Here is a 26,572-nt window from a genome sequence, read left to right as displayed (position 1 = left end):
AATTAAAACACGTCCTCAGAATCACCAAAGCGGCGGTTAATTTCTTCCATAACCTTTTGAGCAGCAACAGGAATTACTGTTCCTGGACCGAAGATCGCAGAGGCTCCATGTTCTCTTAAATAATCGTAGTCTTGAGCAGGGATAACGCCACCCACAACAACGATAATATCTTCACGTCCAAGCTTTTTCAATTCATCAATTAATTGCGGCAACAATGTTTTATGACCAGCTGCCAGAGAACTCATTCCGATGACGTGAACATCGTTTTCAACAGCTTGCTGTGCTGTTTCTTCAGGAGTTTGGAATAAAGGACCGATGTCTACATCAAATCCCATATCAGCAAATGCCGTTGCAATAACTTTGGCGCCACGGTCATGTCCATCTTGTCCCATTTTCGCAATCATGATCCGTGGTCTACGGCCTTCTTTCTCAGCAAATTCATCTGTCATTTGTTTAACGCGCTCAATGACTTCCTCATTGGTAAACTCAGATGAATAAACACCGCTAATTGAATGGATGACCGCTCTATGGCGACCGGAAACTTTTTCAATCGCTGAAGAAATTTCACCTAATGATGCACGGGCTCTTGCTGCTTCAACAGACAATTCTAATAAGTTTCCTTCTCCTGTTTCAGCTGCTTTCGTAATCGCATTAAGCGCAGCTTGAACGCGTGCTTCATCTCGATTTGCCCGCAATTCTTTTAACCGCTCGATTTGCTGCTCGCGAACAAGAGTATTATCAACTTCCAATATTTCGATTGGCTCCTCCTTGTCCAAACGATATTTATTAACACCAATAATTGATTCTGCTCCAGAATCAATTCGTGCTTGCCTCCGTGCTGAAGCTTCTTCAATCCGCATTTTTGGCAAGCCAGTTTCGATTGCTTTCGCCATACCGCCTAGTTTTTCAATTTCTTCGATATGACCCCATGCTCTCTCAATTAATTTACCAGTTAAGTATTCAACATAATATGAGCCAGCCCATGGGTCAATGACATTACAAATGCCTGTTTCATCTTGCAAATATAATTGCGTATTGCGAGCTATTCTTGCTGAAAAATCAGTTGGCAATGCAATAGCTTCATCAAGTGCGTTCGTATGGAGCGACTGAGTATGACCAAGTGCCGCAGCCATTGCCTCAATACACGTACGAACGACGTTATTGAACGGATCTTGTTCAGTTAAGCTCCAACCAGATGTTTGTGAATGTGTTCTAAGCGCCAATGATTTTTCATCTTTAGGATTAAACTGCTTCATCAATTTCGCCCAAATGATACGGGCAGCTCTCATTTTTGCGACTTCCATGAAATAGTTCATGCCGATTGCCCAGAAGAATGACAAACGCGGCGCAAATTTATCAATATCAATTCCGGCTTTTAAACCAGTACGCACATACTCAAGACCATCTGCAAGCGTATAAGCAAGCTCGATATCAGCTGGTGCACCAGCTTCTTGCATATGGTATCCTGAAATACTGATTGAATTAAATTTAGGCATGTATTTTGATGTATATTCAAAAATATCAGCAATGATTTTCATGGACATTTCTGGTGGATAAATATACGTATTACGCACCATATATTCTTTTAAGATATCGTTTTGAATAGTACCAGACAACTGTTCAGGTTTTACTCCTTGTTCCTCGGCAGTAACAATGTAGAAAGCCATAATCGGTAAAACGGCTCCATTCATCGTCATTGATACAGACATTTGATCCAATGGAATCCCGTCAAATAAAATTTTCATATCTAAAATAGAATCAATGGCAACACCTGCTTTACCGACATCACCAACAACACGCGGATGGTCTGAATCATAGCCGCGGTGTGTTGCAAGGTCAAAAGCAACAGATAATCCTTTCTGTCCGGCAGCTAAATTTCTCCGATAAAATGCGTTGCTCTCCTCCGCTGTTGAAAAACCTGCATATTGTCGCACCGTCCAAGGGCGTACGACATACATCGTCGGATATGGTCCCCTTAAATAAGGAGGAATACCAGGCATATAATCCATATAATTATGATTTTGAATATCTTCTTTCGCATAAACAGGCTTTATTTTAATTTGTTCATTTGTTTGAAAAAGCAAATCATCAAAAGAACCGTCAATGATCGTTTCAACTTGTTTTTTCCAAGCATCTACATCGATGTTTGTCGGTTCTGCTTGGTAGGGAATTTTAGTAAAGTCTGGTTTCCTCGTCATATAGTTAACCCCTTTCGCTCTTGAAGTCGAGCCAATACATCATAGCAATTCGACTTCACATGGATAAACTCATCAACGCCGGCTGATACAAATTGTTTTTCAACCTCGGATGAAAGTTTTCCTGCAACGAAAATATACCGGTCTTTGCTGCTATTTTTAAGCGCTTTTGCAATCGTTGGCACAAACTGTTCATATTGTTCATCTGTACCACAAATAACGACCGTATCAATTCCAGATTGTTCGCAAGCTTTAGTAGCCTCTTCTGCCGTTTCATAGCCATCATTTCTAACTGCTTGAAATCCTCCAGCCGCAAAAAATCCTTCAGAAAAATCAGCACGTGCTTTATGATTTGGAATCGATCCTAAATTAATAAAGAATACTTTTGGATACTCTCCTTTTTGTTCTTTATAAGCTTCTGCAGCTTTACGCAGCTTTTCAAAGCTTTCAGAACGACGATAAGCAGTCAATGGTGTTATTTCTGCACCTTTGCAATTTTCTGATAATAGGCTAATCATTTCACCGATAGTTGCCCCTGCGGATGCAGCATCGATAAACAATGGAATAAGTTGTTCCTCATTTGCAATGGCTTTCCGAATAGCTTCAATCGCTTTTTCTCGCCCTTCATTGGACTGTTCCTTCTTATTTTTTATTCGATTAATGACATCTGTTTTGAAATCTTCGATGACTTCCCGCACTTCCAACGGTTTTTCCGCTAAGTTCGGATACATATTCGTTCCAACAATACGATCTTTACGTGTTTCAACATTCTTTTTCTTTTTTTCTGCAGTTTCGGAAATTACTGCTTGGACTTTTCCAGCTTTTAGTGCTTCATACATTCCACCGCATTTTTCGATATCTTGGAAAATTTCCCAAGCTTTTTGCGCAATAGCATCGGTTAGAGATTCGACATACCATGAACCACCAGCAGGATCGACAATTTGATTCAAGTAAGATTCTTCTTGCAAAATGATTTGCGTATTACGTGCAATGCGGCGTGAGAAAGTATCAGCAGGACGTATTGCCTCATCAAACGGAGATACATGCATGCTGTTTGCACCACCGACAGCTCCGGCAAATGCTTCTGTTGTCGCACGCAACATATTTACATAAGGATCATAAATTGTTTTCGTCTGATTTGAAGTACGTACATGGATATACATTTTTTGGGCATCTTTACTACCGCCAAAACTTTTTACAATTTTTGACCACAGCATGCGAGCTGCCCGAAGTTTAGCGATTTCCATGAAAACATTGGATCCAACTGCAAATGAAAAATACATTTGTTTTGCAATTTGATCAATGTCTAAACCGCGCTCAAGCATTTCTGAAATATATTCCACACCAGTTGCCAATACATATGCCAATTCTTCTGTGGCACTAGCACCGGCATTATGATATACCTCTCCTTGTACGTAAATCGTTTTCACATTTGGCGTATTTTGGTTTGCATACATAGCAAGTTGAGCCATCGCATGATATAACCTTTTTAAACCAATCTGCGTTTTTCCAAAACTAGCAATCGAACCGATTGGATCTAAACCGATAAAAGCTTCTACATCTTGAATATTAATTCGTTGTTTCTTTGCATATGCGACAAAGCTTGCATATAAAGGCATAGTGCTAATGCCCGTTTGCATAAACAAGCGATATTTGGCTATATCAATGTTTGCTAAAGCTTCTTCTAATTGTTCCAATGTGCTAACAGGGATCCCATTCGCACCGACTAATTCTTCATTCGCTTTATCTGGATCCATACCTCTTTTTGTTGCTTCATCGACTACTAAATGAACCATTGTTTGTCCACGATTTAAGTCTTCCCTGACAGCTTCATTGAAAGCTTTGGCACTTCTAGCTGTAATTTCTTGGGCAATATCCCATGGCTTATGAGTATTGTTTAAATAATTTGTCCCTCTAACAAATGAACCTTCTCCTGGTAAATCATTGATATGAGAAAGCCCTTCAACATCAGACCGTATATATAAAGGCTTCAATCGTATTCCTTCATATGTGTCAGTATATATAGATTCAATAGGTTTTCCCTTTAATGATTTTTCAGCTACTTCTTGCCATTTTTTTTCATCAGGAAAAGGAAACTCACAAAACTGGTCTAAATTAAATTTATTCTCTTTTTCCGTTTTCATACAAAACCATCTCCCACTAGGAGATACCTCCACCCCTTTCTTCCAACATATTTTTTAATTTTATGTTTTAATTTTCAAAAAAATTGAAACCTACATATATAGTAGTATAAATAACTTAATGTATCAATAAAACACAAAATCAAAAGAAACTTTCAGCAATAATTTGTAGAAAAATGATAAAATTTGTCATAAAAAAGAGGCTGAATTTAACAGCCTCGCCTTAACTAGAAAATTGTTGTTGTTTCTCCGGATATATTTTCCAAAATTTCTTTCACCCGCTTTAAAAAACGGCCACATACTAATCCATCTAATACTCGGTGGTCAAGGGACATGCATAAGTTTACGATGTCGCGGATTGCAATCATGTTGCCGTTCATGACGACTGGACGCTTGACGATAGATTCTACTTGTAAAATGGCTGCTTGTGGGTAATTGATAATTCCCATTGATTGAATTGAACCAAAAGAACCTGTATTGTTGACCGTAAACGTTCCACCTTGGACATCGTCAGGAGATAGCTTACCACTTCGTACTTTTAATGCCAATTCATGAATTTCCCGAGCAATACCTTTGATCGTTTTTTCATCAGCATGTTTAATAACAGGTACATACAATGCATCATCTGTTGCAACTGCAATAGAAATATTTATATCTTTCTTTTGGACAATTTTATCTCCGGCCCAAGTAGAGTTTATGATCGGAAATTCTTTTAAAGCTAATGCAGCAGCTTTTACAAAGAAAGCAAAATACGTAAGCGGAAAACCTTCTTTTTTCATGAATTCATCTTTTAATTTATCCCGATAAGCCACAAGATTCGTCACGTCGACTTCAACCATAGTCCAAGCATGAGGAATTTCATGTTTCGAACGAACCATATTGGCTGCAATTACTTTTCTTACTCCTGTCACAGGGATTTCCTGAACATTCCCTTCTGTTGCTGATCGTTCAATGGAAGCTTGAGCTTCAATTTGAGGAACAGGTGCTGTTTTCTGTTCCGGAACTTGTTCTGCTTTCTGTGTAGTGTCGGAAGCCAGCTCTTCCTTTTCATCCCGATTTTCTATTTCTATACTCGGGATTCCTCCCAATTCAATTAACTTTTGTAAATCTTTTCTCGTAATTCGTCCACCTTTACCAGTGCCCTGAATTTTTTCAAGATCTATTTGATGCTCTCGGGCCATTTTTAATACAGCAGGGGAATAGCGATACTTCATTGTCTCATTAAGATCTACTTTTGGTGAAGGGCTTGCAATCTTCATTTCTCCGGCAGTCCGTTGAATCGTTGCTTCAGTTTCGATGTAGCATATAACCTCTCCAACAGCCAATGTTTGCCCTTCTTTTGCAACAAGTTCTTTGACAACACCTGTAAATGAAGACGGAATTTCAGCAACTACTTTATCCGTTTGAACTTCTGCAAGCGGTTCATACTTTTTAACAAAATCTCCCAGTTTTACAAACCAAGTGCTAATCGTGCCTTCAGTAACACTCTCACCTAATTGCGGCATTGTTATTTTTTCTAAAGCCACTATAAAACCTCCATTCTAGTTTGTAAGGGTCTAGAATCCAACCACTTACAGTTTACGATCTTCGAAAACTTTTTGATGAATGAATTCAGGCTTTTTCATGAATACGTTTTTAGAATTCTGCCAGTTCTCTCATCGCTTTTTCTACTTTATCAGGATCAACCATAAAGAATTTTTCCATCGTTGGTGCATATGGCATAGCTGGTACATCAGGTCCAGCAAGGCGCATGATCGGTGCGTCGAGATCAAACAAGCAATTTTCAGCTATGATCGCTGCTACTTCGCTTAAAACGCTGCCTGTTTTATTATCTTCTGTAACAAGTAACACTTTTCCGGTTTTAACCGCCGCTTCAATAATTGCTTCTTTATCCAGAGGATAAACTGTACGCAAATCAAGAATATGAACGGAGATGCCGTCTTTAGCTAATCTTTCAGCCGCTTCGAGAGCAAAATGGACGCACAGCCCATAAGTTATAACTGTAATGTCTTCCCCTTCACGCTTTACATCTGCCTTGCCGATTGGCAATACATAGTCATCATCTGGAACTTCACCTTTAATTAAACGATAAGCACGTTTATGTTCGAAAAAGAGAACTGGATCATCATCGCGAATGGCTGCTTTCAACAAACCTTTAACATCGTAAGGTGTTGAAGGCATCACAATTTTTAGACCTGGCTGGTTGGCAAAAATAGCTTCCACCGATTGGGAATGATACAATGCACCGTGAATGCCGCCCCCATATGGTGCACGGATTACAATTGGGCAATGCCAATCATTGTTGGAGCGATAGCGAATCCTTGCTGCTTCCGAGATAATTTGGTTCACTGCAGGCATAATAAAGTCAGCAAATTGAATTTCAGCAACAGGCCTCATACCATACATTGCGGCTCCAATACCAACGCCGACAATTGCTGATTCGGCAAGCGGCGTATCAATGACCCGATTTTCGCCAAATTCTTCATAAAGACCTTGTGTCGCTTTGAAAACCCCGCCTTTTTTACCGACATCTTCACCTAAAATAAACACCTTTTCGTCTCGCTTCATTTCTTCATAAAGCGCGCTCGTAACAGCCTCAATATAGGATTTTATAGCCATAACCTCTCCTCCTATTCCCCATAGACGTATTTTAAAGCATGTTCCGGAGCAGCATATGGAGCATTTTCAGCATACTCAGTTGCTTCATCAACGATTTCTTTTGCTTTATCATAAATTTCTTTTTCTTTTTCATCTGTTAATACTCCTGCGCTTTTTAAATAAGCAGCAAAAGTGATCAGTGGATCGCGTTTTTTTGATTCTTGAACCTCTTCACGTGAACGGTAGATTCGATCATCATCGTCACTTGAATGAGGTGTTAATCGATAAGAAACCGTCTCGATCAATGTTGGGCCTTCTCCTCTTCGAGCTCGATCGGCTGCTCTTTTTACTGCATCATATACTGCAAGTGGATCATTGCCATCAACTGTTTCACCAGGCATGCCGTAGCCGATCGCCCGATCTGAAACTTTCTCGCATGATAACTGTTTTTCAATCGGAACAGAGATTGCATATTTATTGTTTTCACACATGAAGATTACTGGCAGCTTATGAACGCCTGCAAAATTTGCTCCTTCATGGAAATCACCCTGGTTTGATGAACCTTCACCAAATGTGACAAATGCTACTAAATCCTTTCCTTCCATTTTTCCTGCTAATGCGATTCCTACTGCATGTGGAACTTGGGTTGTAACTGGTGAGGAACCTGTAACGATTCTATTTTTCTTTTGGCTGAAATGGCCTGGCATTTGCCGTCCTCCAGAGTTCGGATCTTCTGCTTTTGCAAAACCAGAAAGCAACAGTTCCCTAGCTGTCATCCCAAACGTTAGTACTACGCCAACATCACGATAATAAGGAAGAACGTAGTCTTTAGTGCGATCTAAGGCAAAAGCAGCACCGACTTGTGCAGCCTCTTGTCCTTGGCAAGAAATTACAAACGGTATTTTTCCAGAGCGATTCAATAGCCACATACGCTCATCAACTTTTCGCGCCAATACCATCGTTTCAAACATTTTCAATACAGTTTCATCACTCAAACCAAGTGCTTGATGACGATTTTGCACCATTTCTCTGTACCCCTTTCAATAAAGAGTTATAAAAATATTCCAATCATTGCTCTACGCATGAATTTGTTTTCCATCAACAGCCAATGCAGCTTCTCCAATGACTTCTGATAAAGTTGGATGCGGATGGATTGTATGAGCAATTTCCCAAGGTGTTGCATCAAGAACTTTCGCAAGTCCTGCTTCAGAAATTAAATCTGTAACATGAGGACCAATCATATGGACACCTAATAAATCATCTGTCTCACTGTTAGCTACAATTTTTACAAATCCATCTGATTCACCAAAAACGAGCGCTTTCCCAATTGCTCGAAACATAAATTTTCCGACTTTTACAGGAAACCCTTTTTGTTTAGCTTCCTCTTCAGTTAAACCAACACTTGCAACTTCAGGATTTGAATAAATGCATTTTGAAATAAGTGTATAATCGATCGGATTAGGATTTTCACCAGCAATATGTTCAACTGCCAGGATGCCTTCATGGGAAGCTACATGGGCAAGCTGCAATCCGCCGATTACATCTCCAATCGCATAAATGTGCTTTTCTTTTGTTTGATAAAATTCATTCGTTTTTATATACCCTTTTTCAATTTCAATGGATGTATTTTGCAAACCAATATCCTCAATATTTGCTTGGCGGCCGACAGATACTAGAATCGTATCAGCTGAGAAGAGTTGTTGTTCTCCTTTTACTTCTGCAGCAATCGTTACTCCGTTACCTTTTTCGAAAGTTTCTGGAAGAACTTTTGCACCAGTTACGACCTTAATCTTTCTTTTTTTCATAATTCGCTGCATTTCTTTCGATATCTCTTGATCTTCAGTTGGCAAAATCCGGTCAGCATATTCCAAAACAGTCACTTCAACACCAAAATCTGATAACATCGATGCCCATTCGATTCCTATAACACCGCCACCGATAATTAGAATTAATTGAGGAAGATTTTCCATTTCTAACGCTTCATCGGATGTCATTACATATTTTCCATCTATTTCTAAACCCGGTAATGTTCGTGGTCTAGAACCAGTAGCAATAATTACATGTTTTGGAATTAGTATTTCATTTTCCGTTCCGTTATTCATTTCAACAGAAATAGTGCCCGGTGTAGGAGAAAAAATCGAAGGGCCAAGAATTCGTCCTACTCCTTCATAAACGTCAATTTTATTTTTCTTCATTAAATGTTCAATGCCTCGATGAAGTTGATCGATAATTTTTTGTTTACGAGATTGTACTTTAGAAAAATCAAGTTTTACATCAGATAAAAGTACGCCAAATTCCTCCCCGCGCTTGGCGGTCGCAAATACTTCAGCACTACGAAGAAGCGCTTTGCTAGGTATGCAGCCGTGGTGCAAGCAAGTCCCACCTAATTTCTTTTTTTCTACTAACGCTGTTTTTAACCCAAGTTGGGCGGCACGTATTGCTGCCACATAACCTCCTGTACCCCCACCTAGGATAACGAGATCGTATTCTGTTGCCATATTTTAGTCCCCCTATACATATCCTTATTCGATAATTGTCGCAGCGCTTCAATTTTTCTTTACAATAAAAAATGCAATAATTATGCCAAAAACACATAATTGAAAGCGCTTTATTTTTCTGTATAATACTCATGCAATAATTTTCATATATGCAATTTATTGCACGCTATCATTTGCAAGATTATATTTTTCAATTTTATAGTACAAATTTCTGAGAGAAATTCCTAATTGCCTAGCTGTCTCAGTTTTATTCCCTTTATTTTTTTTCAATGCAGCATGAATGATTTTTGCTTCAAACTGTTCAATCATATCTGCTAATTTTATTTTATTTCCTCCATCCAAATCAATGAACATCGGAAGTTCATCTTTTTTTTGTTGATTGATTTCCGCTTCTAAAGTAGGAATATGGTGAACATCAATCATCGTTTCATTAAAATGCATATATATGACCGCCCGGCCGAGAATATTTTCTAGCTCCCGAACATTACCAGGCCAATGGTATTGTTGTAAATAACGGAGTGCAGCATCTGTCAATCCTTCCACATTACGACCATAATCTTGATTAATTTTCTGCAAAAGGTGTCGAACTAACAATGGAATATCATCTTTTCGGTCACGCAGCGGTGGAATATGTATGGGCAATTTATTAATACGATAGTATAAATCTTCTCGAAATTTTCCTTCAGCCATCGCCTTTTCAAGATTTATATTTGTTGCTGCAATGACACGAACGTTAATTGGGATTGCTTTTGTTCCCCCCACACGAACAATTTCATTCTCTTGCAACACTCTTAGTAATTTTGCTTGTGTTTCCGGAGACAATTCACCGATTTCATCTAGAAAAATACTGCCATTATTCGCTTCCTCGAACAAACCCCGCTTCCCTCCGCGGCGCGCTCCAGAAAATGCTCCTTCCTCATAGCCGAACAATTCACTTTCCAACAATGATTCAGAAATAGCAGCACAGTTTACACGTATAAATTTATTGTATTTTCTGTTGCTTTCATTATGAATCGCATGGGCAAAAAGCTCTTTCCCTGTACCAGATTCACCTCGCAAAAGCACGGTCGCCGGCGTTTTCGCCCCTAATTTCGCTTTTTCAATTGCGAGTTGCATTTCTTCCGAAGATCCAATAATATCACTAAACGTATATTTCGCTTCTAATGTTCGGATAATTTGTCTCGCTTTTTGAAGTTCTTCGGTTAACGATTGTATCTCCGATACGTCATGGATCACACCAACGCTTCCTTTTAAGACACCATCTACGATAATCGGTGCGACATTTACGATGACATCTTTTCGATTGGGGCCAACTTTCATCCTGACTCCTCTCACCGGTTTTTTCGTCTTAAGAACTTTTAAATGCATGCTTTCCCCTTCGTATATATCGGCAGTCGCAGGCTTTCCAACAACTTGTTCGCGCGTCAGCCCAGTTAAACGGGTATATGCAGGATTAATCATGATGCCATTCCCATGTTCGTCAACGACAGAAATTGCTTCATCGGAAGATTGAATGATCGCTTCTAACATTTTTGCGTGTAAATCGGATGGATTGACATTTTGCATTTTCTTTCACTCCTGTTTGGTCAATCATGCAAAATTGTTCAGTACCCTTATCTTCTCTAAATATGGCAAAAAAATCAATCTTTTCTTCTTATTTCTTTCATAATATTTCATGGTATAATTAACATCGTAAGTTTTACGAAAGGAATTTAAAAATGAGCCGTTTCATTGCTTTATTAATCGTCGCTATACCCGGTTTTTTAGCAGTTTTAGGTTTTAAATTAATGCGTGACACACTTTTTGGCATCACCCAATTTCATATTCCATTTTTATGGCTGCAATTTGTCATCGGTCTATTATTGTTTTTGCTAGGGCTTTTTTTTGTTGCTGGATTTATTTTTCATCGGGATAAAAAAAGAAAAAAATTGCAGCCTCGTTTTCAAAAAGAGGGCAAAATAGAGTAGGCGCATGAAAATATTCATGCGCCAATTTTTATTTTATAATTATTTCATTTCTAATACGAGCGGCATTTCCTGCTCTTTTGTATTTGCAAAGAACTCATTGTAAAGCGCTTGTACCGCTTTCGGTGCATCCTCAGCAGCAACAGCAAACATCATGCTGACTTCTGATGAACCTTGATTAATCATTTCAATATTAACACCTGCACGTGCAAAAGCAGCAGTCGCTTTTGCTGAAATACCGATATAGCTAGTCATTCCTTCGCCCACAACCATGATTACTGCTTGATTATGACGAATAGAAATTGTGTCAACGTTTAATTCCGTTTTAATTCGTTTTAATACGCGCTCTTCTTTCTCAGGGGTTAATTGATTTTCCCGCAAAATAATCGATGTATCATCAATACCTGAAGGCATATGTTCATAAGAAATCCCTTCATCCTCTAAAATTTGCAGCAAACGACGTCCAAAGCCAATTTCCCGGTTCATTAAGTATTTACTTACATAAATGCTACAGAAGCCTGTATCACTCGCAATACCTGCAACAGGCTCTTTAGAATAATCTCTTTTTGCAACAATTAATGTGCCAGGAGCTGACGGATTATTTGTATTTTTAATACAAACAGGGATGCCGGCACGGAATGCTGGAATAAGAGCCTCGTCATGAAATACAGAAAACCCCGCATAAGAAAGTTCGCGCATTTCTTTATAAGTCAGTTCTTTAATTTCTTTTGGATTTTCCACGATATTCGGATTAGCAACAAAGACGGAATCTACATCCGTGAAATTTTCGTATAGTTCAGCATCCACACCAGCTGCCAAAATCGATCCTGTTATATCGGAACCGCCTCTAGAAAATGTAACTAAATTTCCTTCAGGAGAGAACCCAAAAAAGCCTGGTACTACAAGAACTTCCTTGCGATCTTTTAATTTTTTTAGATTTTCATAAGTTTCTGGCAACGTTTGAGCGTTTCCTGGATCATCTGTTACGATAATGCCCGCTTCCTTCGGATTTACATAAGACGCAGCAATGCCAATTGAATTTAAATAATTGGCAAACAACTTCGCATTATTATCTTCTCCGCTCGCTTTTAACCGATCCATAAACCGTTCTTTGTTAGAGCAGTCTGAATTCACAAGTTCTTTCAAATTTTCTGCAATTTCATCAACGATTTCTTTTGAAAGGTTTAAATCTTCAGCTATGTCCTTGTATCTATTAATAATCGCAGTTAATTGTTCATCAGTACTTTCGCCTTTAAGAGCACGTTCCCCTAAAGCGATTAGCAAATCCGTTACCTTTGTATCTTCTTTAAATCTTTTCCCGGGAGCAGAAACGACAATTATTTTTCTCTCAGGATCTGCTTTAATGATATTAGCTACTTTTTTTAGTTGTTCAGCACTTGCTACAGAAGTTCCACCAAATTTTGCAACTTTCATCTTTTCCCAACCACCTATTTATTTAATCAATACTATTTTGATGTTGGTATATATTTTAAAGGACTAAAGCAAATCCTGCAATGAAAATTTCAGATAAATAAGTTAATTAATTGGCCACCTTGTTTGTTGTGATGGAATTTATGCTGAATATTTTCAGCATAAATTGAGCAGGTCAATTAGATTCTTAACTTTAAAAAAGGATTGAGTTCTATAATTCGCTGTTTTCTATTTTCTTATAGACTACTCACCACGAATCATTATCATTAAAAGATGTTGAACGGTATAGGATAGATTAAGCCGACTGCTAGATCTGACAATTTCTTCCAGCATCAATTCGTCTTAAAACGTAACCTCAATTACGATTTATTTCGCTGCCAGTAAAACGTATTACTTGATAACTCCTACTTTGCATAAAATTGTCTCTTTTACGGTGGCATCTTTTTCGATCTGGACCATGCCATTGTTTACCATCACATTCGATAACTAATTGATATGCAGGCAAATATAAATCAGCTCTATATGGACCTATTCGGTACTGCGTTATTACATTATAACCGTTTAGATATAAGGCTCGGTATAATTTGCGTTCTATTGGCGATTCAGTTTTCTTTAATTCATAATTAATTGTAGTTGACCTCTTAGGTGCAATCATTACAACTATAATACCGACCAGTATTAAACCGAAAAATACAATATAATCTATGTACATTGACACCTCCTGCCGTAGGTATTGACTGTGTAGTTACGTTTTACCCATCATATAAAATATTTATTACTCAAATTCAATAGTCATATACAATAAGTTATGTCTTATGTCAAAGTAAAAATTAATTATAATATGCAGATTCAAAATAACAAGATGCTGTGCAAAACTACTTGCTTCCCCTTCTCCCCCTTCGCCGAAAAATACTGGTAGAAGTATGGTGTACCCTTAATAATTCAATTTTCCAAGTTTTATAAAAATAAACAAAAAAAGAGTTATTCATTAGCACAAAATCAATCAAAACAAAAAGCACCACTTATATATGGGATTCCCATAAATAAATGATGCCTTTTTATAGCTTTATTATTAGCGTTCGTACAAAATTAAAAGTTTATTGGTCACTAATGCGAAAATTCACATTACCTACTTTAATCATTTACAATTTGCTTTACCAGGGTTCTTGCCCTCTCAAGAAGCCATATGTTCTAAACGGAGTTTGTCGGCAACCATAGCAATAAACTCGGAGTTTGTTGGTTTTGCTTTTGACATGCTAACTGTATAGCCAAACAAGTTCGAAATGGATTCGATATTACCGCGGCTCCACGCCACCTCAATTGCATGACGGATTGCCCGCTCAACCCGGGATGCGGTTGTGTTATATTTTTTAGCAATATCTGGATATAATACTTTTGTTATCGATCCTAACAATTCGATATCATTGTAGACCATTGAAATCGCTTCACGTAAATATAAGTACCCTTTAATATGTGCAGGTACGCCAATTTCATGTATAATACTTGTAATATTTGCATCTAGACTTTTAGCTTTTGGCTCTGAAACAGGTCTTGTGACAGTTGGGCGCTTAACAATAGTCGTTGTTTTACCCGATACTTGACGAATATGGTTAACTAAATTTTCCATATCAAATGGTTTCAAAATAAAATATGATGCCCCAAGCTCTACGGCTTTAGTCGTAACATCTTCCTGTCCAAATGCAGTCAACATAATAACATTCGGAAGTGTGGATTTAGGCAATTCCTTCATTTTTTCAAGGACTGCCAATCCATCTAAATGTGGCATGATAATATCCAATACTAAAACATCTGGGTCATGGCTTTCCAATAATGTTAAGCATTCTTGACCGTTATATGCGACACCAATTACTTCTATATCATCCTGATTGGATAAATAATCTTCTAATAAAGAAACTAATTCGCGGTTATCATCAACCAGACAAACTTTAATTTTCTTTAACACAACAAACTTCCTCCTCGTTTATTTCTCTAATTTTATTCTAACTGAAAGTTTCGACAATGCAACGGAAAATCCTTTAAATAATCAAAAAAATATTGAAAATTCCTCATTATCTCTATTTTTCTTCTTTTTTCTCTTCCATTCGACTTTTTTCGTAATTTGACAATAATATCTACAAAATTTGTCGAATAAAATCAAAAAAGCGAGCTGTAATTTAGCTCGCTTTTTTCTCTGTTTTGTCGTTTTTTTCATAAATATCAATTCCTGCTTCATTTAACATCCATTCAATATGAACCCCATATCCGCTTGTTGGGTCGTTGACAAACACATGGGTAACAGCACCTATAATTTTACCGTCTTGAATGATTGGGCTACCGCTCATTCCTTGAACAATTCCACCTGTTTTTTCTAATAGTTCCGGATCGGATATTTTAATAACCAATCCTTTTGTAGCAGGGAATTTCTGCGGTACAGAGCTAACCACTTCTACATCAAATTCCTGCACTTTATCGCCTTCAACAACCGTTAATATTTTTGCTGGCCCTTCTTTTACTTCACTCGCCAAAGCAATTGGCATTGGTTCATCCATAATACCGTTTTTAATCTCTTTTGTTAATTCGCCAAAAATTCCAAACGGACTGTTGCGGGTAATATTCCCAATAATATCTTTTTCATTTGAAAATCGAGCCAATTTTTCACCAGGATTTCCATTCGCACCTTTCTCAATGGATGTTACGGTCGATCGGACAATTTGTCCATCATGGACGACAATTGGCTTCTTCGTATCCATATCTGAAATTACATGACCAAGTGCACCGTATTTTTTTGTTTCCGGGTGGTAAAATGTCATTGTACCGATTCCTGCGGCTGAATCTCTTATAAACAGCCCCATTCGATAGCTGTTTTCATGTTTTGCTTTCAACGGCTTTAGTTCTGTTTCAAATTTTTTATTATCTCTTAAGATGACTAATTGCAAAGGTTTTCCTTTTTCGCCAGCTTCATCAACAAGAGGGGAAACTTCGGTCATTTCTTGGATTGGCTGGCCGTTTATTTCCATGATAATGTCACCAACCTTAATTCCTGCTTCTTCTCCCGGTGATTTCGGACCTTGTTCTGTTTCGATTAAATGGTGACCGACGACTAATACACCAAGTGTATTTAATTTAACACCGATCGATTGTCCTCCAGGAACGATTTTTATATCTGGTAATACTTTTATATCAACTTTTTTTATAGGGAATTCTGCCATTTCAAGTAACATTTTTTCTTCACCGCTTTCTTCCCCTTTTATAGAAAGCGTCTTTGCATCACCATTTTCTGCAATTGAATAAATGGCATTCGTTTTAGATTGTGAAAAAACTGGTAATGATGTTACCGTTGCTTCTTGTCCTTCAAAGAGTATAATTTCTTTCGGAATGGAAATATACTCTTGAATTGGTTTTAGAAAACCAACACCAATTAAAAGAACAAGGAGAATAAACCCAACTATTTTTCTAATCAAATCCAGCTTCAATCATTTCACTCTCCTCGCTCCAATCCCACACCATAATTTCATGGGTACAATTATAATTTTGCCCTCATCGGTTTCATTTATAACTGTTCTCAATTAAAAAAGCTATCCAAACAAGGATAGCTTTGCATTTTAAGTTAATGCTTCAGTTTTCGTTTGTTTTGCAAGTTCGAGAAGCTCGCTTGCATGTTGTTTTGTTAACTCCGTTATTTCAACGCCGGAAATCATTCGGGCAACTTCTTTTATTTTTGCATGATCATCTAGTTCAGTAATGGAGGTAAAGGTTCGTCCATCTTTCGTCTGTTTAGAAATGTAAAGATGTGTATCAGCCATCGCTGCTACTTGTGGTAAATGGGTGATGCATAAAACTTGTGATCCTTGGGAAATTTTATATATTTTTTCAGCCATTGCCTGAGCGACACGGCCACTTACTCCTGTATCAACTTCATCAAAAATAATAGCAGTAATCCCTTGTTGTTTGGAGAAAATGCATTTTAATGCAAGCATAATTCTTGACATTTCTCCCCCTGAGGCAATCTTTGACAAAGGCTTGAGCGGTTCGCCTGGATTTGTTGAAATTAAAAATTCGACTACATCGATCCCGGATTCGAGAAATTCAATTGGGCGGCCTTGAAAATGAACAGTTTGTCCGTCCTCTTTTCCTTCCGATAAAGAAAAGTCGATTTCAAATATCGTTTTTGACATATGTAAATCTTTTAATTCTTTATGAATTTCATCTTTAAGTTTTTGTGCAATTTGTTTTCTAATATTCGATAAATGTTCCGCTTCAAGAAGCAAATCTTTTTGTACATCTTGAAGCTGCTTTTTTAAGCGGTCGACATGAACTTCTCGATTTTGAATTTGATCGATTTCATCTTCAATTTTCGCTGCATATTCTAAAATTTCTTCAACGGTTTGCCCATATTTTTTCTTTAAAAAGCGAATTTCATTTAACCGTGTTTCCAAAAAATCTAGACGAGCAGGATCATATTCCATTAAGTCAAGTTGGTCTCGCAAGGAAGATCCCGCTTCTTCCAAAAGATAAAAACTACTCGAAACATTTTCATAAATCGATTTTAACGAATCATTTAAAGAAGCTACATCTTCAAGCTCGCTCATTGCAAGACCAATCCAATCTAAGCCATGTTGTTCACCAGTTAAAGCAACATAACTTCTTTCGACAGCCCGATGAATTTTTTCAAAATTTGTAAGTTGAAGCTTTTCTTCTAGTAATTTTTCTTCTTCGCCCGGTTCTAAATTCGCATTTTTAATTTCTGAAAGTTGGAATTGAATTAAATCGAGGCGGTGGGCCATCTTCTGTTCATTTTCGTTTAAAGCTTTTAGCTGTTTTTTAATTTGTAAAAATTGTTTATATAAACGCTGGTATTCCTCAATGGCAAGGTTCGTATTTTTTTCATCAAATTGATCAACTAGAGGCAAATGACGCTCTACATTCATTAATTCTTGATGTTCATGCTGACCATGAATATCAACCAATGTCCGACCGATTTCCCGTAAGATTCCAATCGTCACCAATTTTCCGTTAATGCGACATACACTTTTTCCATTGACCAAAATTTCCCTTTGGATGACAACCATCCCATCGCTAATTTCAATTCCAAGTTCAAATGCTTTTTCAATACATGGGTGATCATCAGAGTCAAGTAAAAATAACCCTTCAATTTCTGCTTTTTTTGCACCATGCCGTACAAATTCCGAGGAGCCTCTGCCTCCAACAAGCAAGCTTATGGCATCAATAATAATTGATTTACCTGCTCCTGTTTCTCCTGTTAAAACCGTTAACCCCTTTTGGAATGACACCGCCAAACTTTCAATGATTGCAAAATTTTTGATTGATAATTCTGCTAACATAATGGTCACACCTTTTACATGATTAAAGCATATCTAAAAAGCGGTTTGTTATTTTTTCTGAATCTTCCGCTGTTCTGCAAATAATTAAGATCGTATCGTCTCCACCAATCGTGCCTAGCACCTCATCCCAATCTAGATGATCAATTAAAGCAGCCACCGCATTCGCATTACCAGGTAGCGTTTTCATCACAATAAGGTTGTTTGTAAAATCGATTTTGACAAATGCATCTACCAATGCTCTTTTCAATTTTTGCAACGGATTGAACCGTTGATCTGCCGGCAGGCTATATTTATAACGTCCATCAGCAAGAGGTACTTTAACAAGATGCAATTCTTTTATGTCTCTTGAAATGGTTGCTTGCGTGACATTATATCCTTCATTTTTTAAAATCTCGACCAGTTCATCTTGTGTTTCAATTTCATGATTTGTAATGATTTCTCTAATTTTTATATGACGCTGCCCCTTATTCATTCATTAACCACCACCTATCGATTACACTTAAAACTTATACATTTATGTTAGCCGATTTTTATAAAATTGTACATGCGAACAAAAAAGTCTTATAAAAATGAAAAAGGATAACAATTTTGTTACCCTTTCATAAATGATTCATTCCTTTAATGTTTCATGGGCAGATTGCACAATTTTTTCCGTATCTATATTTATATTATCTTGAGAAACTCCGCTTTCGTCCCAATACAAGTGTAATAAAAACTCTATATTTCCTTCTCCTCCGGTAATTGGGGAAAACGAAGCATTTTTAATTTGAAAACCAAGATTTTTCGCAAAATCAATGATATCATTCAGCACCCTTGCATGGACTTTTCGGTCTTTAACGATACCCTTTTTTCCAACTTCTTCTTTACCAGCTTCAAACTGTGGTTTCACTAAGCAGACAATATCACTGCCATTTGCAATAACCGTTTTTAATACCGGTAATATCAATTTCAACGAAATAAATGATACATCGATTGTTGCAAAGTTTGGCAAGCCATATTGAAAATCGGCTGCTGTAGAATAGCGGAAATTTGTTCTCTCCATTACGATGACACGGTCATCTTGCCTCAGCTTCCAAGCAAGTTGGTTATAGCCAACATCAAGTGCGTAGATGAGTCTCGCACCGTTTTGCAATGAACAATCGGTGAAACCACCAGTTGATGCCCCTATATCTAATACGATTTTATCACGCAAATCAAGATGAAATTCATTAATAGCTTTTTCAAGTTTTAAGCCGCCTCTTGAAACATAAGGCATCACTTCACCTTTTACTTCTAGGGGCGCATCAATATCTACTTTCATTCCTGGTTTATCAATACGCCCCCCATTTGTATAAACTAAGCCAGCCATGATTGCTCTTTTTGCTTTCTCTCTTGTTTCAACTAAGCCCCGCTCAACGAGCAAGACATCGACTCTTTCTTTTTTCATACTCATCTTTCAAGCCCTTTGTTGTTTAATGATTCTTTTGTTTTGGCGAAGATCTAAAACGGTTTCGACAACTTTTTCTGTTGTTAGTCCGATTTCTTCTAATAATTTATTGACGCTGCCATGTTCAATAAAACGATCTGGAATACCCATTCGAGCTATTTTTGCATCATAATACTGATGATCATGGGCAAACTCAAGGATAGCGCTCCCAAAACCGCCTTCTAGAACAGCTTCTTCAATCGTTACGATCGGCATTCCTGTCTTTAAAATATTATGAAGCATTGTCACATCTAGCGGCTTTATAAATCGGGCATTCACCACTTTTGCCATAATTCCATGTTTCTTAAGCAGTTTTGCTGCTTCAAGTGCCATTTCGATCGTCGTTCCAAAAGTAAGAATAGACACATCGTTACCATCTTTTAATACTTCCCATGTTCCAATCGGAATTTCTTTAAATTCATCATCCATTTCAACCCCTAGTCCGTTTCCGCGAGGGAATCTAAGGGCAATCGGTCCTTTGTCATATTTAATGGCCGTATAAACCATATGCTGTCCTTCATTTTCATCTTTTGGCATCATTATGACGATGTTCGGGATATGCCGTAAAAAAGCAATGTCATAAATGCCTTGATGTGTTTCTCCATCTGCTCCTACTAGGCCAGCACGGTCAATTCCGAAAAATACATTCAAATTTTGACGACATACATCATGAAGCACTTGATCGTACCCGCGTTGTAAAAATGTCGAATAAATAGCTAAAAATGGTTTGAATTTTTGCGTAGCTAAACCTGCTGCCATTGTCACCGCATGCTGTTCAGCAATTCCTACATCAAAGAAACGGTCCGGTAATTCTTTCGCAAAATCAAGCAGCTGTGAACCTACAGGCATTGCAGGTGTTATAGCAACAATTCTTTTATCCTTGCGCGCTAGTTTTAATACAGCATCACTGATCACTTTACTCCATGCAGGAGCTGTGTTCACAGGTTGAATTCCTTCCCCTGATTCAATCTTGTACGGTCCAACCCCATGCCATGTACCAGTCCTGTCCATTTCTGCTGGTTTATACCCTTTCCCTTTTTTAGTAATTACATGGACAAGAACAGGACCTTTCGTTTTTTTGGCAAGTTGGAATGTTTCAATCAAATTTTGAAAATTATGCCCATCAACCGGCCCCAAATACGTAAAGCCTAATTCTTCAAAAAACACACCGGAAACAAGTAAATATTTTAATGAATCTTTCACCCGCTCAGCTGTTGCCGCAAGCTTCCCGCCAATAGCAGGAATCTTTTTCATTAAATATTCCAACTCATCTTTTACCCATTGGTATTTTCCTGCTGTTCGAAGCCGTCCTAAAATATGATGGAGCGCTCCAACATTCGGTGCAATCGACATTTCATTATCATTCAAAATGACGATAATGTCCTTTTTTTCATGACCAATATGGTTGAGTGCTTCGAGTGCCATTCCTCCCGTAAGAGCACCATCACCAATAATTGGTATAATTTTTTCATTTGTTCCTTTAAGATCCCTGGCGATTGCCATTCCCATTGCCCCTGACAATGATGTTGAACTGTGGCCCGTTTCCCAGACATCGTGCTCTGATTCACTCATTTTTGGGAATCCGGACATTCCTTTATACTTCCTTAAAGTATCAAAGCGATCAGCTCGGCCGGTTAAAATTTTATGAACGTAAGACTGGTGTCCTACATCCCAAAGAAATTTATCTTTAGGGCTGTCAAATACTTTATGAAGTGCTAGAGTTAATTCAACAACGCCAAGGTTAGGACCTAAATGACCGCCGCTTCTTGAAAGCTTTTCTACAAGAAAATGCCTGATCGCTTGGGCAAGTTCTTCAAGTTCATCGATTGTTAGATTTTTGATCATTTTAGGATCTTTGATCATCTCTAAATTCATGATAGCAACTCACTTTCATCTTTTAACTTTGCGTCTTTTTTCGGCTTTCAATAGTTTAATTTTAAATTTATCTTCAAGTTGGAATAATAGTTGGCCTACACGAAAAATAATTTCCGTTGAATAGCGAATAGCAAATGATTTTCCAAAAGCTTTCCCGCCAACAGTCAAAGCCGCTACAATACTTGTAAAAACAACGGAAATTATGTTTTGAAACGAGGAATCCTCTGAATAACCGAATCCTATCGTAATTTGAATAATTACGATCGCTGAAGCTGTCCCACTAATAATCCCTGAAATATCTCCAATTACATCATTACAAAAGTTCGCAAAACGATCAGCATTCCTTGTAATTAAAATTGCGTGCTTTGCGCCTCTGACTTTTTTCGATGCCATGGCATGAAATGGTGTTTCATCAGCGGCTGTAGCCGCTATACCAAGAATATCAAAGAAAATCCCCACCAAGACGATGAGGAAAACAATGAACATGCCTAATCCCCATTTTACACCACTAAGCATCATCGTGGAAATAATTGAAAAAATAGCCGCTAACACAAACGTGATAACGGCAACTCCTAAACTGAATCGTATCGATTTATGAAAAAGGTTCATTTTAAGAAAAAATCTCCTTGAAAGCAAAAATCTATGTTAATAAATTTTAACCGAAATCAATTTATGTATGCGGAGTGGCCATATATTGAGTAAAAATTGCGGCTTAGGTCCAGTAGGTTTTCCCAAGTAAGTACCGAGTGTTGCCACTCTGGCGGTTTCCCTTTAAACCTACCTTAGCTGTGTCGCCATCAGCTAGACTGGATTGCCACTTAGTCCGCACTATAATCCTCAATATATGTCACGAGTGAACAGTCTAGGAGTTTTCCTCAACAGTCTTTAACTAACTCCTAGCCTCTTTTGCAGGGTAGATTTCATATGGACACGTCCAATAAGCGTCAGAGTGGCCAACTCTTGACCTTATGCTTTAACCATAATCCCCTCTAACCCCACTCAAGGCAGGCTACGCTGCCTGCAAAACTTCCCGCTTTGCAAAGACAGGTTCATACCCCATCCCATAGGAAGATTAGTAAGAGCTTCCTACGAAAATGGGCCTCCGCGGAAGAAGGGTCAACGCCCACATGCCTTTGTGGATCGCCCTTCGACCTTAACTCCCAGCATCAACCCAAGGCTGGGCGCCTCAAGCCAACACAAGGAACTTCATCGATGTGCCCTTTAGCGGATTTTTAGGCCCGCCTTCAGAGTTAGTAGACTGACTAGAATACTGCACCACTCCATCGTTAGTTTTATGATATCATAAAAAAAATAAATGCTCAATGATCACGTTTTACAATAAAATCAGCGATTTCAAGCAATAATTCCTTTTCCACATTTGCCTGGTCTAACCAATACTTTGCCAATTCTAATTGTTCATTGCACATCTTTTTGGCGCCTTCAAGTGAAAGTAATTTTGGATATGTGCTTTTCGCTTTTCCTTCATCACTGCCAACTGGTTTTCCAATTTGTTCGACGTTGCCTTCTACATCTAAAATATCATCTTTAATTTGAAAAGCTAAGCCTAAATGTTTTGCAAAGAGATCAAGACACCGGAGCTGTTCAGGACTTGCCCCTGCAATGATGGCACCGGCAACCACTGCAAATCGAAGCAGCTTCCCAGTCTTATGTTCATGAATATATTCAAGCTCTTCAACGGTTAATGTTTTATTTTCTCCTAATAGGTCAGCGACTTGGCCGCCAACCATTCCAGCTGGACCAGCTGCTTTTGCAAGTTGGGAGATAATTTTTACTTTCATCTCGTCTGCAAGCTCTTGTGATTCAGCTATTACTTCAAAGCTATGTGTAAGCAATCCATCTCCAGCCAAAATGGCAATTGCTTCCCCATAAACTTTATGATTCGTTGGCTTACCACGACGCAAATCATCATCATCCATACTTGGGAGATCATCATGAATCAGTGAATAAGTGTGAATCATTTCTAGAGCACATGCAACATCTAAACCTTTTTTTTCATCCATCCCTAATGCATTTATCGTTGCAAAAAGGAGAATGGGACGTATTCTTTTTCCACCTGCTTCTAGTGAATAAATCATAGACTCTTTTAAGATATCAGGTGCTTCAATTTTTTCAATATACAATGGCAAGTTTTGATCAATCCATTGCTTTTTTTCAAATAAATAGTTTTTTAATAAATTGGTCATGATTCTCCCCCGTCTTCATCCAATATAAAAGGCTTGATTTCGCCGTCTTCGAGAAGAATTTGCTCCATTTGTTTCTCTACATGCTGGAGCTTGTCATGACAAATTTTCGATAAGTTCATCCCTTGTTGAAAATAAACGATTGCCTGTTCTAGCGGTACATCGCCTTCTTCCAATTTTTCAACGATTTCTTCAAGATTTTTCATTGCTTGTTCAAAGCTTAATGTTATTTCTTCGTTCACCACTGTCACTCTCCTCTTTCCCTAAAACCTGGCAATCAACGTTCCCGTCCGTTAAAAAAAGTTTAATTTTATCACCTGGTTCAACTTGGGTTATGGACTTAATTATTTTTTTATCATCCCGATAAGCAAGGCTATACCCTCGTTCCATTACTTTCAAAGGATTTAAAGCATTCAACTTTGCAAGTAGATGATTTAACTGCATTTGTTTGCTATTTAATTGCTTTATTCCTGCCCTTTCCAGTTGACGTACAATTTTTGCCAAGCGTTCATTTTCACGAACAATTTGATTGGCTGGATGCGCTTTTTTTAATCTCACATACAAATGCTCAAACTTTTCTTTTTTTGCTTCAAATTTTCTTGTTACTTCTTTTGTTAGTCTATCAATCAGCCGATCCAATTCTTGCTCCTTTTGATTGAGAAGCTGCCGCGGATACCGGAAGGCATATGATTTTTGTAGATGCTGTAGATTTTTTTTTGCAATTGTTATTTTTTCAGTCATTGCCCTCATAAGCCTAACACGGCAGACCCCCACTTTTTCAAGCAGCTCTTCAATATGAGGGACTGCTAGTTCAGCTGCAGCCGTTGGTGTTGGAGCCCTCATATCCGCTACAAAATCGGCAATCGTAAAATCCGTTTCATGTCCTACTGCCGAAATGATCGGAATTTCTGATTCATAAATGGCCCTTGCAACGATCTCTTCATTAAAAGGCCAAAGATCTTCAATCGAACCTCCGCCACGCCCAGATATTATCACATCAAAAGTGCCGATCATATTCGCATATCGTATGGCGTTCGCTATTGAAGAGGCAGCTTCTTCTCCTTGAACGAGAACAGGTAAAATCGTTATGCGTACGATTGGGTAACGCCTTCTAATTGTCGTTATAATGTCTCGAATCGCAGCACCAGTAGGTGATGTTATGACACAAATATGTTCAGGAAATTTTGGAATTGGCTTTTTCTTTTGTTGGTCAAATAAACCTTCACGCTCTAACCTTTTTTTCAATTCTTCAAACGCTAAAAAAAGATTACCAATTCCATCTAACTCCATTTCTTTTACATAAAGCTGATATTGACCATATGCTTCATAAATAGCAATCTCACCACGGATCAGTACTTTCATTCCATCTTCCGGCTTAAATGTTAGCCGGCGGTTATCACCAGCAAACATGACACATTGAATCCGGGCATTTTCATCCTTTAATGTAAAATACATATGACCGCGGCTGTGCCATTTAAAATTTGACAGCTCACCCTTAATCCATACATCTTGAAGATGTGGATCCATCTCAAATTTTCTTTTTAAATATCTTGTTAAAGCTGTCACAGTCAAAAATCTTTGCTCTGTCATGAACGAACACCATAAAATCGTTTTGCAGATTCAATCGTATTATATAAAAGCATTGTAATCGTTAACGGACCGACGCCTCCAGGAACTGGTGTTATGTATGCAGCAACTTCTTTTGCTTCTTCAAAAATGACGTCCCCACACAATTTTCCTGTTTCAAGACGATTGACACCTACATCAATAACAACAGCACCCTCTTTAATGTAATCTTTTCCAATAAAATTGGCTTTACCAACAGCGACAATAAGGATGTCTGCTTGTTTTGTCATTTCTTTAAGATTTTTCGTCTTAGAATGGCAGTATGTAACAGTGGCATTTTCATTTAAAAACAATTGTCCAACTGGTTTCCCAACAATATTGCTTCGGCCAATGACTACAACATGTTTGCCTTCTATTTCGATGTTTTGAAGTTGAACCATTTTTAAAATACCATATGGTGTACAAGGAATAAATGCTTCTTGTCCAGTCATCATTCGACCGATGTTAATAGGATGGAAGCCATCAACATCCTTTTCCGGTGAAATCCTTTCGATTACTTTCTTTTCATCAATATGTTTTGGTAAAGGCAACTGAACTAAAATTCCATGGATACTTTCATCTTCATTGAGTTGATCAATTTCATTTAGTAATTGTTCTTCAGTAATCGTTGCTGGATGTTCGATCAATCGGTTATAAATACCAACTTCTTCGCAACCTTTTTTCTTACCCTTTACATAAGAATGAGATGCAGGGTCATCACCGATTAAAATAACTGCAAGTCCAGGTACGATTCCTTTCTCTTTTAGTTTTGCAACTTCTTCTTTCATTTCTTGTCTTAATTGTGTTGCAATTTCTTTTCCGCTAATTATTTTTGCTGTCATTCGTTGTTCCTCCTAGCTTAGTCTCAATATTTTGTTTAATTTTAGATAAAACACTATTAATAAATTTGCTTGAATTTTGATCACCAAATTTTTTCGCAAGTTCGATTGCTTCGTCAATCGAAACGTTGTATGGAATATCTTCTAAATAAAGCATTTCATAGGTCGCTAAGCGTAAAATGGTCCGATCAATATTCCCTAAACGTTCGATTGTCCATTTTTCTAAATTTTTGCTTATGACCTCATCGATAGCAGCAAGGTTTTCCGTCGTTCCTAACACTAGTTTTTCTAAAAAGAGGTCCCCTGATTTGTCGCCCAAAACATTCCGTATCGCCTGTTGTGGTTCAATTTTACTCAAATCAACTTGAAATAAAGATTGCAACGCTTTTTCTCTCGCTGTTCTTCTTTTCATGTAAAA

At 37.9% G+C, this 26,572-nt stretch carries 21 protein-coding genes and 2 pseudogenes; 1 reads left to right on the top strand and 22 read right to left on the bottom strand.

The features are described from left to right. Positions 1 to 2: 2 nt before the first annotated feature. From scpA to HR057_RS01345, 8 genes and pseudogenes are all read right to left on the bottom strand, one after another. A complete protein-coding gene (scpA, locus tag HR057_RS01375; RefSeq protein WP_173729593.1) occupies positions 3 to 2,198 on the bottom strand; it encodes a methylmalonyl-CoA mutase in 2,196 nt (731 codons plus the stop codon). Then, a complete protein-coding gene (locus HR057_RS01370; RefSeq protein ID WP_173729592.1) occupies positions 2,195 to 4,339 on the bottom strand; it encodes a methylmalonyl-CoA mutase family protein in 2,145 nt (714 codons plus the stop codon). Before HR057_RS01370 ends, scpA begins: the two co-directional genes overlap by 4 nt. Positions 4,340 to 4,563: 224 nt before the next feature. Next, a complete protein-coding gene (locus tag HR057_RS01365) occupies positions 4,564 to 5,862 on the bottom strand; it encodes a dihydrolipoamide acetyltransferase family protein (RefSeq protein WP_173729591.1) in 1,299 nt (432 codons plus the stop codon). Between the two features lie 109 nt (positions 5,863 to 5,971). Next, complete coding sequence (locus HR057_RS01360; protein ID WP_173729590.1) at positions 5,972 to 6,955, bottom strand: alpha-ketoacid dehydrogenase subunit beta; 984 nt, start codon at positions 6,953 to 6,955, stop codon at positions 5,972 to 5,974. A gap of 11 nt (positions 6,956 to 6,966) precedes the next feature. Next, positions 6,967 to 7,959 (bottom strand): thiamine pyrophosphate-dependent dehydrogenase E1 component subunit alpha, encoded by a 993-nt coding sequence (locus HR057_RS01355; RefSeq protein WP_173729589.1) that lies wholly within the window; start codon positions 7,957 to 7,959, stop codon positions 6,967 to 6,969. 51 nt (positions 7,960 to 8,010) lie between these two features. Continuing rightward, complete coding sequence (gene lpdA / locus HR057_RS01350) at positions 8,011 to 9,432, bottom strand: dihydrolipoyl dehydrogenase (RefSeq protein ID WP_173729588.1); 1,422 nt, start codon at positions 9,430 to 9,432, stop codon at positions 8,011 to 8,013. Positions 9,433 to 9,588: 156 nt separating this feature from the next. Next, positions 9,589 to 9,726 (bottom strand): annotated as a pseudogene (locus tag HR057_RS17340) (helix-turn-helix domain-containing protein); the annotation flags it as partial. A 99-nt stretch (positions 9,727 to 9,825) separates the two neighbouring features. Continuing rightward, a pseudogene (locus tag HR057_RS01345) lies at positions 9,826 to 10,962 on the bottom strand (sigma-54 interaction domain-containing protein); the annotation flags it as partial. A gap of 188 nt (positions 10,963 to 11,150) precedes the next feature. Here HR057_RS01345 and HR057_RS01340 point away from each other — a divergent pair. Further along, complete coding sequence (locus tag HR057_RS01340; protein ID WP_173729586.1) at positions 11,151 to 11,399, top strand: DUF2627 domain-containing protein; 249 nt, start codon at positions 11,151 to 11,153, stop codon at positions 11,397 to 11,399. A 39-nt stretch (positions 11,400 to 11,438) separates the two neighbouring features. Here the strand turns inward: HR057_RS01340 and HR057_RS01335 are convergent, their stop codons facing one another. The 14 genes from HR057_RS01335 to nusB all read right to left on the bottom strand — a co-directional run bounded on the left by HR057_RS01335 (position 11,439) and on the right by nusB (position 26,566). Next, positions 11,439 to 12,830, bottom strand: coding sequence for an aspartate kinase (locus HR057_RS01335; RefSeq protein ID WP_173729585.1), 1,392 nt, complete (start codon positions 12,828 to 12,830; stop codon positions 11,439 to 11,441). Positions 12,831 to 13,182: 352 nt separating this feature from the next. Further along, a complete protein-coding gene (locus tag HR057_RS01330; RefSeq protein ID WP_173729584.1) occupies positions 13,183 to 13,539 on the bottom strand; it encodes an endonuclease domain-containing protein in 357 nt (118 codons plus the stop codon). A gap of 462 nt (positions 13,540 to 14,001) precedes the next feature. After that, complete coding sequence (spo0A, locus tag HR057_RS01325; protein ID WP_173729583.1) at positions 14,002 to 14,790, bottom strand: sporulation transcription factor Spo0A; 789 nt, start codon at positions 14,788 to 14,790, stop codon at positions 14,002 to 14,004. Between the two features lie 211 nt (positions 14,791 to 15,001). Beyond that, entirely contained in the window at positions 15,002 to 16,300 is a 1,299-nt protein-coding gene (gene spoIVB, locus HR057_RS01320; protein ID WP_173729582.1) for a SpoIVB peptidase, read from the bottom strand. Positions 16,301 to 16,429: 129 nt separating this feature from the next. After that, complete coding sequence (recN, locus tag HR057_RS01315) at positions 16,430 to 18,169, bottom strand: DNA repair protein RecN (protein WP_173729581.1); 1,740 nt, start codon at positions 18,167 to 18,169, stop codon at positions 16,430 to 16,432. A gap of 22 nt (positions 18,170 to 18,191) precedes the next feature. Next, positions 18,192 to 18,641: a transcriptional regulator AhrC/ArgR gene (gene ahrC / locus HR057_RS01310; protein WP_173729580.1), complete on the bottom strand. Its 450-nt coding sequence runs from the start codon at positions 18,639 to 18,641 to the stop codon at positions 18,192 to 18,194. 138 nt (positions 18,642 to 18,779) lie between these two features. Continuing rightward, complete coding sequence (locus HR057_RS01305) at positions 18,780 to 19,601, bottom strand: TlyA family RNA methyltransferase (RefSeq protein WP_173729579.1); 822 nt, start codon at positions 19,599 to 19,601, stop codon at positions 18,780 to 18,782. Between the two features lie 3 nt (positions 19,602 to 19,604). Continuing rightward, positions 19,605 to 21,509 (bottom strand): 1-deoxy-D-xylulose-5-phosphate synthase, encoded by a 1,905-nt coding sequence (gene dxs, locus HR057_RS01300; protein WP_173729578.1) that lies wholly within the window; start codon positions 21,507 to 21,509, stop codon positions 19,605 to 19,607. 15 nt (positions 21,510 to 21,524) lie between these two features. Then, the gene (locus tag HR057_RS01295) at positions 21,525 to 22,118 is read right to left on the bottom strand and encodes a CNNM metal transporter family protein (protein WP_173729577.1); all 594 of its coding nucleotides are present in this window, start codon (positions 22,116 to 22,118) and stop codon (positions 21,525 to 21,527) included. Between the two features lie 710 nt (positions 22,119 to 22,828). Next, positions 22,829 to 23,713 (bottom strand): polyprenyl synthetase family protein, encoded by an 885-nt coding sequence (locus tag HR057_RS01290; RefSeq protein WP_173729576.1) that lies wholly within the window; start codon positions 23,711 to 23,713, stop codon positions 22,829 to 22,831. Next, positions 23,710 to 23,952 (bottom strand): exodeoxyribonuclease VII small subunit, encoded by a 243-nt coding sequence (locus HR057_RS01285; protein WP_173729575.1) that lies wholly within the window; start codon positions 23,950 to 23,952, stop codon positions 23,710 to 23,712. Before HR057_RS01285 ends, HR057_RS01290 begins: the two co-directional genes overlap by 4 nt. Continuing rightward, the gene (gene xseA / locus HR057_RS01280; protein WP_173729574.1) at positions 23,924 to 25,300 is read right to left on the bottom strand and encodes an exodeoxyribonuclease VII large subunit; all 1,377 of its coding nucleotides are present in this window, start codon (positions 25,298 to 25,300) and stop codon (positions 23,924 to 23,926) included. The genes HR057_RS01285 and xseA overlap by 29 nt, the downstream gene beginning before the upstream one ends. Further along, a complete protein-coding gene (gene folD, locus HR057_RS01275; protein ID WP_173729573.1) occupies positions 25,297 to 26,157 on the bottom strand; it encodes a bifunctional methylenetetrahydrofolate dehydrogenase/methenyltetrahydrofolate cyclohydrolase FolD in 861 nt (286 codons plus the stop codon). The genes xseA and folD overlap by 4 nt, the downstream gene beginning before the upstream one ends. Further along, positions 26,138 to 26,566, bottom strand: a complete 429-nt coding sequence (nusB, locus tag HR057_RS01270) for a transcription antitermination factor NusB (protein WP_173729572.1) — start codon at positions 26,564 to 26,566, stop codon at positions 26,138 to 26,140. The genes folD and nusB overlap by 20 nt, the downstream gene beginning before the upstream one ends. Positions 26,567 to 26,572: the final 6 nt, after the last annotated feature.

The sequence above is a fragment of the Calidifontibacillus erzurumensis genome (assembly GCF_013303125.1).
Taxonomy (GTDB): domain Bacteria; phylum Bacillota; class Bacilli; order Bacillales; family Bacillaceae_J; genus Calidifontibacillus; species Calidifontibacillus erzurumensis.
The sequence above is the reverse complement of the archived record's forward strand: the minus strand, read 5'-3'. Positions and strand labels throughout refer to the sequence as shown.

What these genes read in the sequence shown, in the direction of transcription:
- scpA (WP_173729593.1), bottom strand. Translation starts at nt 2,198, where the DNA reads ATGACGAGGAAACCAGACTTTACTAAAATTCCCTACCAAGCAGAACCG.
- HR057_RS01370 (WP_173729592.1), bottom strand. Translation starts at nt 4,339, where the DNA reads ATGAAAACGGAAAAAGAGAATAAATTTAATTTAGACCAGTTTTGTGAG.
- HR057_RS01360 (WP_173729590.1), bottom strand. Translation starts at nt 6,955, where the DNA reads ATGGCTATAAAATCCTATATTGAGGCTGTTACGAGCGCGCTTTATGAA.
- HR057_RS01355 (WP_173729589.1), bottom strand. Translation starts at nt 7,959, where the DNA reads ATGGTGCAAAATCGTCATCAAGCACTTGGTTTGAGTGATGAAACTGTA.
- lpdA (WP_173729588.1), bottom strand. Translation starts at nt 9,432, where the DNA reads ATGGCAACAGAATACGATCTCGTTATCCTAGGTGGGGGTACAGGAGGT.
- HR057_RS01340 (WP_173729586.1), top strand. Translation starts at nt 11,151, where the DNA reads ATGAGCCGTTTCATTGCTTTATTAATCGTCGCTATACCCGGTTTTTTA.
- HR057_RS01335 (WP_173729585.1), bottom strand. Translation starts at nt 12,830, where the DNA reads ATGAAAGTTGCAAAATTTGGTGGAACTTCTGTAGCAAGTGCTGAACAA.
- HR057_RS01330 (WP_173729584.1), bottom strand. Translation starts at nt 13,539, where the DNA reads ATGTACATAGATTATATTGTATTTTTCGGTTTAATACTGGTCGGTATT.
- recN (WP_173729581.1), bottom strand. Translation starts at nt 18,169, where the DNA reads ATGTTAGCAGAATTATCAATCAAAAATTTTGCAATCATTGAAAGTTTG.
- ahrC (WP_173729580.1), bottom strand. Translation starts at nt 18,641, where the DNA reads ATGAATAAGGGGCAGCGTCATATAAAAATTAGAGAAATCATTACAAAT.
- HR057_RS01305 (WP_173729579.1), bottom strand. Translation starts at nt 19,601, where the DNA reads ATGAGTATGAAAAAAGAAAGAGTCGATGTCTTGCTCGTTGAGCGGGGC.
- dxs (WP_173729578.1), bottom strand. Translation starts at nt 21,509, where the DNA reads ATGAATTTAGAGATGATCAAAGATCCTAAAATGATCAAAAATCTAACA.
- HR057_RS01295 (WP_173729577.1), bottom strand. Translation starts at nt 22,118, where the DNA reads ATGAACCTTTTTCATAAATCGATACGATTCAGTTTAGGAGTTGCCGTT.
- HR057_RS01290 (WP_173729576.1), bottom strand. Translation starts at nt 23,713, where the DNA reads ATGACCAATTTATTAAAAAACTATTTATTTGAAAAAAAGCAATGGATT.
- xseA (WP_173729574.1), bottom strand. Translation starts at nt 25,300, where the DNA reads ATGACAGAGCAAAGATTTTTGACTGTGACAGCTTTAACAAGATATTTA.
- folD (WP_173729573.1), bottom strand. Translation starts at nt 26,157, where the DNA reads ATGACAGCAAAAATAATTAGCGGAAAAGAAATTGCAACACAATTAAGA.
- nusB (WP_173729572.1), bottom strand. Translation starts at nt 26,566, where the DNA reads ATGAAAAGAAGAACAGCGAGAGAAAAAGCGTTGCAATCTTTATTTCAA.